This is a genomic window from Stenotrophomonas sp. 21LCFQ19 (genome assembly GCF_056861425.1).
The window spans coordinates 152,715-163,886 of sequence record NZ_JBSPUF010000003.1 but is presented as its reverse complement, the minus strand read 5'-3'; the positions used below and the strand labels follow the sequence as shown (position 1 = coordinate 163,886).

Genomic DNA, 11,172 nt, shown 5'->3' with positions numbered 1-11,172 from the left:
GGCAGTCATCCAACAAAAACGGGGGGAGGCGTAACGGTTACAGCGCGCACCATGCCGCGAGTGCGGCATGGGCGTCGGTGCCGGGCAGGCGGCTGGCGTCGGCCAGCAATGCCTGTACTTCGGCGTGTTCGGGAATACTGGATTGTGCACCCAGGCGCGTGCAGGTCAGCGCCGATGCGGCACTGGCAGCCAGCAGGGCCTGCTGCAGTGGCTCACCGCGGGCGAGCAGGGCAATCAAGGTGCCGCAGAAGGTGTCGCCCGCAGCGGTTGTATCCAGCGGCGAAATCGAGAACGCAGGCTGCAGCAGGATCTTGCCATCGATGCGGGCCAGACAGCCGCGCGCGCCGAGGGTGACGATCACGCAGGGAACGTCGAGCCGTGCCAGGCCGGTGGCCAGGTCCGGCGGATTGCCGGCAACCACCGCCAGCTCGCCTTCGTTGACGATCAGCATGTCCAGCTGTGCCAGCAGTTCGGCCGGCAGCACCTGCGCGGGTGCTGCGTTCAAGGCGACTTTCACCCCGGCAGCGCGGGCGGCGGTTGCGTAGGCCTGGACCGAGGCCAGTGGCGATTCCAGCTGCAACAGCAGCCATTGCACGCCATCCAGTGCTGGCAGGTGTTCGGGCAGCAGTGCCATGTTGGCGCCGGGGGCGACGGTGATCGCGTTCTCGGCATCATCGGACAGGCAGATGAAGGCGGTACCGGTCGGCAGCTGCGCATCGCGCACGGCATGCAGCAGCACGCCAGCGTCGTTCAACGAGGCTTCAATTGGCTTGGCAAAGTCATCGGCACCCAGGGCAAGCAGCATCTGCGTGGCAGCGCCACCGGCACGCGCGCAGGCCACGGCCTGGTTTGCACCCTTGCCACCGGGGAAGGTACGGAATTCGCGGCCGAGCACGGTTTCACCCGGTGCCGGCACATGCGCCGCGCGCACCACGAAATCGAGATTGGCCGAGCCGGCGACAAGAACGGTGGAACTCATGGAATGGCCTGGTAAACGAGGTTGTAGAAACGGGTGGACGGTGAAGCAAGCGCCTTGTCACCGCTGGGCAGGTATTGCATCAGCAGGATGGCCACCAGCTTCTCCTTGCGGTCGATGGTGAAGTACGTGGACGCCGCACCGGACCAGCCAAACTGACCGACGCTGCCGAGCTTGCCGCGGTACGCCGGGTTGGTGATGACATAGCCGCCAAGGCCGAAGCCTTCGCCCGCGCCATAGCTGCTGATGGCCGGCTCGAAGCCACCGAGCTGGTCGCTCATCATCAGCTCGACGGTCTTGCGCGCGAGCAGCTGCTGCTTCCCGCTGCGGCCATCATCAAGCAGCATGTGGGCGAACTTCAGGTAGTCGGCAGCGGTGGAATACAGGCCGCCGGCACCGCTGTCGTAGCCCTTCAGACGCACGCCCGGATTGCGCGCGCTGAGCGTATCAGCCACGCGCAGGCTGCCATCGTCGTTGCTGGTTGGCAGTTCGACCACGCGACCACGCTGCGCCAGCGGCACTTCAAAACCGGTGTCGTGCATCGCCAGCGGGCTGAAGATGCGTTGTTGCAGGAACTGCGCGAACGGTTGCCCGCTGACCACTTCGACCACGCGTGCCAGCAGCTCGGTGTTGCTGCCTTCGTAATGGAAGTGGGTACCGGGCGCATCGGCCAAGGGCAGCGTGGACAAGCGGCGTGCAACGTCCTGCAGCGAGGTCGCGCTGTCGACATCGGCCGCGGTCAACAGCTTGGTCGCCACCCGGTGCGTGTCCGACGCCGCTGCGAATCCGCTGGTATGGGTGAGCAGATGGCGCAGGGTGATCACGCGCGGCGCATCTTCGGTCTGCGGATGTTGCAGGTCGCCACCGGTCACCACGGTGCGGTCGGCGAACTCGGGAAGGTAGCGGGCCAGCGGATCGTCCAGCGACAGCTTGCCTTCCTCCAGCAACATCAGCACGGCGACCGAGGTCACCGGCTTGGTCATCGAATAGATGCGGAAGATGCTGTCGGCCTGCAGTGGCCGATGGCCAGCGCTGTCGGCGTGGCCGTAGTGCTGCTGGAACACGATGCGGCCATCGTGCTCGACCAGCGCCACCGCGCCCGGGAACTGGCCCGGTGCGGTGCTGGCCTGCAGGAAACCATCCAGCCGCTGCCAGCGCTCATCAGCGTGCAGCAGCGGCGCCGACAGGCACAGCAGGAGTGCGGCGCCATGGCGCAGCCAGCGGTGGCTGCGCGGTGTTGCGATGGTTTGATGCATGGCGTGCACTCCTGCGCTCATCAGCGGAACGTATACGAATAGCTCAGCGACACCACGCGACCGCGACCGGCCCAGTAGTTCTGCCAGCCATCGCCCTGCGAGCCGCTGAGGATGTAGTACTTGTTGAACAGGTTGTCCACGCCCAGCGAGAACGTACCGAAGCGCCCCGAATCATAGTTCACGCCCAGATCCCACAGCGTGTAGCCGTTGATCTTTTCGTCGTAGTCGTACTCTTCGCCGTCGTATTCGCGCACTGCCGAGCCGGTGAGGTGGCGGTCGCGCAACATGCTGGCACCGAGGGTGGCGTCGAGGTTGGGCAATGCTTTCCACACCAGCGCGACGTTGATCTTGTCCGGCGTCGCATCGAAGATGCCCAGCGGCTTCTTCATCGGGCCTGCGTCATAGCGACCCTGCGGGTCCGGGCCCCAGAACGAGGTGTAGCCGCGCAGGTGCGTGTACAGGCCGGTGATCTTGAAGGTGTCGGTGAAACGGAATTCGCCAGTGAGCTCGATGCCTTTGATGTCGGTGGGCGCGCGGGTCATGATGAAGTCGCTGGTCAGCGGGTCCACTTCCAGCGATGCCCCGAAGTCGGAGGTGGAGTGGTACCAGCTGCCACTCAGCGCACCGCGCGAACCACGCCAGTTGAAGCCGATGTCGATGTTGTCGACGATGATCGCCTGCAGGTCGAGGATGCCGGCCACGGTCTGGCCCGGATAATTCACGTTGCGCAGCGGGATGCCGATGTCAGGCAGGGTGAAGCCCTTGCTATAGGCACTGAACAGGGAGAACTCATCGGTGACGCGCCAGATCGCGCCGATGTTGGGCAGGTTGGCGGTGTAGTCCAGGGTGCCGCCTTCGACGAAGGAATTGTTGCGGTAGGCGACGGTGGTATAGCTGTCGATGTCGAGCTCACCGTTCTCGCGACGGAAGCCGCCGCTGACCGTGACCGGGCCGATATCCCAGGACAGCTGCGCATACGGGGCAACGCTCCGGTAATCCATCGGCGGCACCCATACGCGGTCGGTCATCACCAGTCGCTGCTCGGCCACGTCCTGCACGAAGTCCACGCCGGTATGCAGCTCCAATCCGTCCACGCCAAAGATGCTGGGACGCGTCCACGAGGTACGCAGGCCCTTCTTGCGTGACTGGATCTCGGACTGGTCGAAGATGCGGTCGGCATCGTCTGCCGGTGCCGGCTTCACCAGCTGGCGGTCGGCGCCGTTCTCCGGCAGGAAGCGCATGCCCTGCTTGGCCTGGTAACCGACCAGGTCGAGCGTGCCGCCGTAGAAATCGCTGTGGGTGTACTGCAGGCTGTACTGGATGAACTTGTTGAGCGCATCGCGCTGGCCGTCGATATGGCCCTTGATCGAGGTATTCGGTACCGGCGTGTCGCAGGGCGGCCAGTCATTCGGGCCCTTGCAGCCGACCAGCTGGATGTAATCGCCGTTGCCGCCGATGTTGAAGTTGCTGTACGTGGCCTGCAGGCGTTGTTCGCCGTCCTCGCCGAAGTTGTAGCCGCCCTTCATGTACAGGTTGCGCGACTGCGAATCGGCCAGCGAACCGCTGGAATTCATGCCGATGCTGCGGTTCTTGGCGTCATAGGCCATACCGCGCTCCAGCTGCGAGACGCTGGCCAGGAAGTCGTAGTTGTCCTGCTTGATCGCGTGGCTCAGGCCCAGCTTCCAGCCGACGCTGTCGTCGTTGAACTGGGTCTGGTAGCGCGCATTGATGGTGGTCTCGCTGCCGATCTGTTCCGGCACCTTGGAGATGTAGTTGATCACGCCACCGGTAGCGCCGATGCCCTCGGCAGCGGACGGACCGTTGATCACTTCGATGCGGCCGATCACGCCCATGTCGGTGAAGGTGCCGTTGCGGGTGCCTTCGCGCAGTGGTGAGCCTTGCGGGATGCTGTCGAACAGGCGCAGCGGAATGCGCCCACGCAGCGACTCACCGGAGTTGGTCATCGCCTGCGAGGATTCGGCATAGCCGGGAATGGTGCGTGCCAGTACCGCGGTGTTGTCCTCGGTGATGATCAGCGACTGCTTGATCTCTTCCGGGGTGATGATGGTGATGGCGCCGGGGATCTTGTCCACCGCCTTGGGCGCGCGTACGCCGGTGACGATGACCCGATCAAGCTCGGTGGCTTTTTTATCCTGCGCGCGCTTGTCGGCGCTGCGACTGTCTTCTTCGTTTGCTGCCTGCATCTGCTGGGCCTGCACGCTGCTGCTGATCGCAGCGGCCAGGACCAGAACCCCCAACGCTACCGGTACCTTCTTCATGTTGTTTATCTCGTTTTTGTTTTAGATAAGACGTGCATGAACTGCTGCCGCGGACTGCGGCATTCCGATACTTCTGTTGGCTGCTGCATCCCTCCCGACGCAACTCCCCGACAACAGCAGCCTAGGCGTGCACAGGAGGGCATTGAAGGCGGGGGGCCTTGCTTCAGACGTGAGGTTTTGTTGCTTGAAGCAAGCTGTGGTTTTTTCTTGCGGTGCAACAAGAAAGGTTTTCTTGTTGCCGCTGGGCATCGTTTTTGTGGGAGCGGCGTAAGCCGCGAAGCAGGCCACCGTTCCTGTGACGAAATATCTGCAATTGCAGGATGCGCGGGCGCGGATGCTTCTCCAGCTTCGCGGCTGACGCCGCTCCCACAAACAACAAACATCAAACAAAAAAAACGGCGCCACAGTTGCCTGTGGCGCCGTCTTCAAACTGCAGTCATCAGAACTTGATGGTGTGCGACAGCGACACCATCCGGCCGCGGCCGGAGAAGTAGTTCTGCCAGCCCGGCAGCTGCGACCAAGTCAACACGTACTGCTTGTCGAACAGGTTCTCGATGCCCAGCGACAACTGGCCGAAGCGGCCGGTGTCGTAGTTCACGCTGAGGTCCCACAGCGCGTAGCCATAGGTGTTCTCTTCGTTGACGTAGACATCGCCGTTGGCCGGATTGGTGAAGGTCTCACGCAGGTCGCGGCTGAAGGTCTTGCTCACGCCCAGGGTGGCGTTGAGGGTATCGGTCGGGGTCCAGGTCAGCGAGGCATTCACCTTGTCCGGCGAGATGTCCAGGATGCCCATTTCCTTCTTCAGGCCCGAGCCCGGGTAGTACTGGGTCTGGCCACGGATACGCGAGTACAGGAAGGTGGCCTTCCAGTGCTGGTTGAAGGTCCAGGCGCTGTTGAGCTCGAAGCCTTCGATCTCGACCGGCGAACGGGTCAGGATGAAGTCGTCGGTTGCCTTGTCCACGGTCAGGGTGGAGCCGAAGTCCGAGGTGGAGCGGTAAACCGACGCACCCACCTGGCCCTTGGCACCGCGCCAGTTGAAGCCGATTTCCTTGTTCTCGGTGATCAGCGGCTGCAGGTCGGTGATGCAGGACACGGCCTTGCACGGGCTGCTGGCCTGGATGTTGCGCAGCGGGATGCCGACGTTGGCGATGCCGAAGCCTTCGGAATACGAAGCGAACACCGACCAGGCATCGTTGATGCGCCAGATCGCGCCGAAGTTGGGCATGGTGGCCTTGTAATCCAGCTTGCCGCCCTGCACCGGGGTGTGGTCGCGGAAGGCGACCGTGGTGTAGCTGTCGATCTCCAGCTCGCCGTCCTCGCGGCGCACGCCGGCGTCCAGCGTCACCGGGCCGATGTCCCAGCTCAGCTGCGCGTACGGCGCCATGCTGGTGTACTTCATCGGCGGCACCCACAGGCGGTTGGTCAGCGCCAGGCGCTGCTCGGCGGTGTCTTCCACCAGGTCCAGGCCGGCACGCAGGCGCAGGCCTTCGACCTTGAACAGGTCGCTGTAGGCGTAGCCGAAGCGCAGGCCCTTCTTCTCGCTGTTGATTTCCGACTGGTCCCAGATGCGGTCGGCATCATCGGTCGGGGCCGGCTTGGTCAGCTGGCGGTCGTCGCCGTTCTCCGGCACGTAACGCATGGCCTGCTCAGCCCAGTAGGCATCAACGCTCAGGTCGCCGCCGAAGAAATCGGCATTGGTGTACTTCACCGCGAACTGCTCGAAATCGTTGAACTCGGCCAGCGAGCCGGCGATGGAGCCCTTCTCGGCGGTGTTGGTGGTCGGGTTCGGGCACTCCACTGGATCGAAGCGGCAACCTTCCACCGGGATGTAGTTGTGCTTGCCGCCGATGTGGAAGTTGCTGTAGCTGGCCTGGATGCGCTGCATCTGGTCTTCGCCGAAGTTGTAGCCGCCCTTCACGAAGAGGTTCTTGCTGTACGAATCGGACAGCGAGCCGGAGGTGTTCAGGCCGACGCGGCGGCCGTCGCCGTCATAGGCGATGCCACGGTCGATGTAAGCGCCGCTGATCACGAAGTCGGTCGCATCGCCACGGAAGGTGTGGGTGACGCCGATCTTGGACTGGTCGCTGTTGTCCTTGAACTGGGTGCCGTAGCGGGTGCTGATGATGGTCTGGTGGCCATCGACTTCCGGGTTCTTGGACAGGTAGTTGATCACGCCACCGGCGCCACCAATGCCTTCGGCGGCGGACGGGCCATTGATGACCTCGATGCGGCCGATCACGCCCATGTCGGTGAAGGTGCCGTTGCGGTTGCCTTCGCGCAGCGGCGAGCCCTGCGGCACGCCGTCGAACAGGCGCAGCGCGATGCGACCACGCAGGGTTTCACCGGAGTTGCTCATCGCCTGCGAGGATTCGGAGTAGCCCGGCACCATGCGTGCGAGCACGGCGGTGGCGTCTTCGGTCAGATTGAGGGTGCGCTGCACCTGCTCCTGGGTCACCAGGGTGACGGCGCCGGGAACCTTCTCGATGGCGACCGGGGTGCGGCTGCCGGTGACGATCACCTGGTCCAGGTTGGTGGCGGCATCGCCGGCGTCTTGTGCAAAGGCCGGGCTCATCGCGCTGGCGAGCAGCACGGCGCTGATGGCGGCCGAAAGTGGCTTGATCATGTTGTTCTCTCCCCCAGGTTTGAATGTGTGACGCGACCGGCCTGGGAGCCGGCAGAGCCAGAATGCGACGGGGACTAGCGCCCCTTTGATCCTGCCGTTTGCTGCTTTCGGTCCCCGACCAGGCGGGCACCGGGCGCAACTCCGACGTTGGGCGAAGCCTAGGCGGCGCCCCGGCGCGATAGAAGCGCACCTGTGTATGTTCAAAGCCTAGGGTTTGTTGCGATTGGCCTTTGCATCGGTAGTGCCGAGCCATGCTCGGCAGGGGCTTCACCGGGATGTATCCGGCAGACGTGTCCCATGTAGGAGCGGCGTAAGCCGCGAAGCCACCGCAAATTCAGAAGCGGAAGGGCTTACCCCTCCCCAACCCTCGGGAGCTGTAGTGGGGGGGGGGGGGGGGGCGGGGCGCGACCCCGGCCGCGACCCACCGGCGAGGGCGGGGGCGGCCCGCCCCCCCCGCGGGGTCCCCGCCCGCCCCCCCCCCCCCCCCCCCCCCCCCCCCCCCCCCCCCCCCCCCCCCCCCCCCCCCCCCCACTACAGGGGATCTACGGGTAATGCCCTTGCCGAGCATGGCTCGGCACTACATGTGAATTTCGTTCAGTCCGTCGGCTGCAACAACGCCGTGCGCGCCTCGTCCAGCAGCACATTGACCTGGCGCAGGCGCACCGAGGAGCGTGACCAGACCATGCCGATGCGGCGTGGCTCGCTGGGCTCGGGCAGGGGAATGCGCACCACCGAAATGCCTTCCGGCCACGGCTTGGCCCAATCCGGCACCAGCGACACGCCCAAACCACGATCGACCATCACCGCGATCGCATTGAGCGCATTCAGCTCGAACCGTTCGCGCGGCACGATGCCGGCCTTGCGCAGATATTCATCGGCCTGGCGGCCGCCCCATTCGTGGCGGTCGTAGCGGATCAGCGGTTCCTCGCGCAGCAGCTGGTGCGGGTCGGCACCGGCCATGCGCGCCGGCGCCAGCACCACCAGCGGCTCTTCACGCAGCAGCTGCCAGTCGCAGGTCTTGGGCAGCGAGAACGGTGCCTGCAGCACCATCGCCGCATCCAGGTCACCCGATTCCACCGCGCCATACAGGTCGGCCGAGTAACCGGGTTTGATGAAGACGTTGATCTCGGGGAACTTGGCCACCATCCGCGCCAGGATGTCCGGCACCAGCCCGCCCAGCGCGGTAGGGCAGGCGCCCAGCCGCAGTTCGCCGGCCATGCCGCTTTCGTTGGCGACGCTGCGCAGGTCGGCCACGCCACGCAGCAGGTCGCGCGCCCGCTGCAGGATGCGCGCACCTTCCTCGGTGACGCTGACGGTGCGGCCGGCGCGGGCGATCAACGGCGCGCCCAGCTCGCGTTCCAGCGTGCGGATCTGCTGGGCGACGGCGGCCGGGGTGATGTGCAGCAGGCGTGCGGCCGCGGCCATGGAGCCACGGTCGACCACGGTGACAAAGGTATTGAGGAACTGGGTTTCCACGCGATTAGACCTCTCAGCTGCGCGCCAAACTACACCAGCGGGCGCGGCGGCGCGATCCGACCAACGTCATGGTCGTTGCTGAAGCTGGCTTCACGCCGCCGCGGAACCGGCCCGCAGCGGCGTGCCGACCGGTCTTCACACCGCGTCCTGCTTGTAGATGGTCAGGCCCTTCAGCGAACGGCTCGGGGCCGGGAAGAACAGGCTGGCCAGATAGCCGATCACGATGCACAGGAAGATCGAGATGGCCAGGTAGAAGTACGGATGGACCAGGTTGAACCACCATGCGACGAAGGTCAGCACGATGCTGGCGGCCACGCCGATTGCCACGCCGGCGGAGTTGGCGCGGCGGGTGAACATGCCCAGCGTATAGGCACCCGCAAAGCCGCCGCCGAGCAGGCCAGCCAGTTCGATCGACACGTCGAACAGCGAGTGGATGTCGTAGCGGGTCATGATCAGCGCCAGGCCGATCGCGGTCAGGCCGACCAGCACCGTGGAGATCTCGGCGAACAGCACGCTCTTGCGCGGGGTCGGGTTCTTGGCGATGCGCTCGTAGAAGTCGACCGAGATCAACGTGGCGACGCTGTTCATGATGCTCGACAAGGTGGCCATTGCCGCGGAGAACACGCCGGCGATGATCAGGCCGGTGACGCCAGGCGGCAGCTCGGCGGCGATGAACAACGGGAAGGTCGCATCGATCGGCAGCAGCGGATCGAGGCGCTGCGGGTTGTTCTTGTAGAACACCCACAAGGCGGTACCGATGCCGTAGAAGATGAAGCCGCCCGGGATCATGATCGCAGCGAAGGCCCAGATCGAACGGCCGGCTTCCTTGTCCGACTTGGTGGCCAGGGTGCGCTGCATCAGCACCTGGTCCTTGGGGAAGGTCAGCACCACGTCGAACACGACCAGGAAGATGAAGCCCCACACCGTGGCCTTGGTCAGGTCGAAGCTGAAATCGAACAGCTTGGTCTTGTCTTCCATCGCCGCGGTGGCGACGAATTCACCGAAGCCGCCCTTCAGCGTCCACACGATGAACAGGATGGCGAAGATCGCGCCGCCCATCTTCACGATCACCTGCACGAAGTCGGTCCAGATCACCGCTTTCATGCCGCCCATCGCGGTGTAGAGGATGGTGAACACGCCCATCATCATGATGCTCCACACCACGCTGATGCCGGTGATGGTGGCGATGGCCAGCGCCGGCAGGAACAGCACCACGCTCATGCGCGCACCGATCTGCATGACGATGCACAGCGCGCTGGCGAGCATGCGGATGGCCGGATGGAAGCGGGTTTCCAGATACGAGAACACGCTCATCAAATCCAGGCGACGCAGCAGCGGCACGATCCACACCGCCACGAACATCAGGCCCAGCACTGCGATCAGGTTGTTGGTCAGGTACTGCCAGTTGGTTTCGAAGGCCTTGGCCGGAATGGCAATGAAGCTGATCGAGCTGGTGTTGGTCGCGTACAAGCTCACGCCCGCGGCCCAGAACGGAATGCTGCGGCCACCGACGAAGAAGTCGGCGGTGCTGGCGCGCTTCTCGCGGAAGTAGAAGTAGGCGCCCATGCCCAGCATCGCGCCGAGGTAGATGATGATCACCGTCCAGTCCATCCAACCCAGCAGGTGCTTGCCGCTCTGCAGTTCAAAGGTATGCAGGCTGCCATCGGCATTCGCCCAGGCCAGGCCATTGCCCCAGCTGGCGGTGGCCAGCGGTGCGTTGGCATCGGTATCGGCCAGGTCGGCCCAGGCGCTGGTGATGGTGTGGAAGGTACGCGCGTGGCTGCTGCCAACCGCGTCGGTCACCTGCATCAACAAGTGCGCCTGGCCGAGTGCACGCAGCGAACCCGGGACAACGTCGCCACCGATGGCGGGCAGCTCATGCCAACCCTTCTCTGCGTTCCAGCGCAGCAGTTGCTGCGCACCGTTGTTGCCGACCACCGCGTACAACGCGCCTTTCTGCGCCTGCAGGGCGACAACGGCAGCGGCGCCCGGCCAGATCGGCTGCGGCTGCCACTGCGCGGCGTCGGTCGGCTTTTTGTACAGCTGGGTCACGCCGCTATCGTCGACACCAGCGACGAACAGGGCGCCATCCAAGGCGGCTGCATGCGCATTGCCCAGTGGCGATGGCAGTGCCAGCGACTGGCCCTTGCCGAGGCTTTCGCCCTTGAGCGTGAGCTGCTGCAGCTGATCGCTGTGGCTCGCATCCGGGCCAGTCAGCACCCAGGTTTTGTCGCCGGTGCGGACGATGTCCTGCACCACTTCGTTGCTGATGCCGGTGGCGGCCGTCCATGCTTTGCCATTCTTGTCGAGCAGCCAGGCCTTGTCGCCGGAGCGGGCCAGCAGGCGGCCATCGACATCCAGCAACTGCTGCACCGGCGCGGCCTCCGGCAGTGCCGGCAGCGAACCGGGCTTCACTGCATTCAAACTCTCGTCGGCGGCCGCCGTGCCGGCCAACGCCAGCAAGGTGGTGACGACGAGCAGACGGAAGCCGAGCGAGAAGCGGTGCGACAGCGCGGCGAGCGCGGTGGCCATGGGCGTGGGCATGGATGGAATCCCGGTAAT

At 64.8% G+C, this 11,172-nt stretch carries 6 protein-coding genes; all 6 read right to left on the bottom strand.

Translation table 11 applies throughout. The annotated features are described in order from the left end of the window. Positions 1–37: 37 nt before the first annotated feature. Complete coding sequence (locus AC13FW_RS04800) at positions 38–979, bottom strand: ribokinase (RefSeq protein ID WP_282267483.1); 942 nt, start codon at positions 977–979, stop codon at positions 38–40. Beyond that, a complete protein-coding gene (locus AC13FW_RS04795; RefSeq protein ID WP_482988371.1) occupies positions 976–2,232 on the bottom strand; it encodes a serine hydrolase domain-containing protein in 1,257 nt (418 codons plus the stop codon). Before AC13FW_RS04795 ends, AC13FW_RS04800 begins: the two co-directional genes overlap by 4 nt. Positions 2,233–2,252: 20 nt before the next feature. Next, complete coding sequence (locus tag AC13FW_RS04790) at positions 2,253–4,511, bottom strand: TonB-dependent receptor (protein ID WP_481615449.1); 2,259 nt, start codon at positions 4,509–4,511, stop codon at positions 2,253–2,255. Positions 4,512–4,950: 439 nt separating this feature from the next. Further along, the gene (locus AC13FW_RS04785) at positions 4,951–7,134 is read right to left on the bottom strand and encodes a TonB-dependent receptor (protein ID WP_282267477.1); all 2,184 of its coding nucleotides are present in this window, start codon (positions 7,132–7,134) and stop codon (positions 4,951–4,953) included. Between the two features lie 594 nt (positions 7,135–7,728). Further along, positions 7,729–8,610, bottom strand: a complete 882-nt coding sequence (locus tag AC13FW_RS04780) for a LysR family transcriptional regulator (protein WP_296250076.1) — start codon at positions 8,608–8,610, stop codon at positions 7,729–7,731. 135 nt (positions 8,611–8,745) lie between these two features. Further along, the gene (locus AC13FW_RS04775) at positions 8,746–11,154 is read right to left on the bottom strand and encodes a sodium:solute symporter family protein (protein WP_482988370.1); all 2,409 of its coding nucleotides are present in this window, start codon (positions 11,152–11,154) and stop codon (positions 8,746–8,748) included. Positions 11,155–11,172: the final 18 nt, after the last annotated feature.

Excerpts from the sequence above, each read along its gene's own strand:
- AC13FW_RS04800 (WP_282267483.1), bottom strand. The coding sequence starts at position 979 with ATGAGTTCCACCGTTCTTGTCGCCGGCTCGGCCAATCTCGATTTCGTG.
- AC13FW_RS04775 (WP_482988370.1), bottom strand. The coding sequence starts at position 11,154 with ATGCCCACGCCCATGGCCACCGCGCTCGCCGCGCTGTCGCACCGCTTC.
- AC13FW_RS04785 (WP_282267477.1), bottom strand. The coding sequence starts at position 7,134 with ATGATCAAGCCACTTTCGGCCGCCATCAGCGCCGTGCTGCTCGCCAGC.
- AC13FW_RS04790 (WP_481615449.1), bottom strand. The coding sequence starts at position 4,511 with ATGAAGAAGGTACCGGTAGCGTTGGGGGTTCTGGTCCTGGCCGCTGCG.
- AC13FW_RS04795 (WP_482988371.1), bottom strand. The coding sequence starts at position 2,232 with ATGCATCAAACCATCGCAACACCGCGCAGCCACCGCTGGCTGCGCCAT.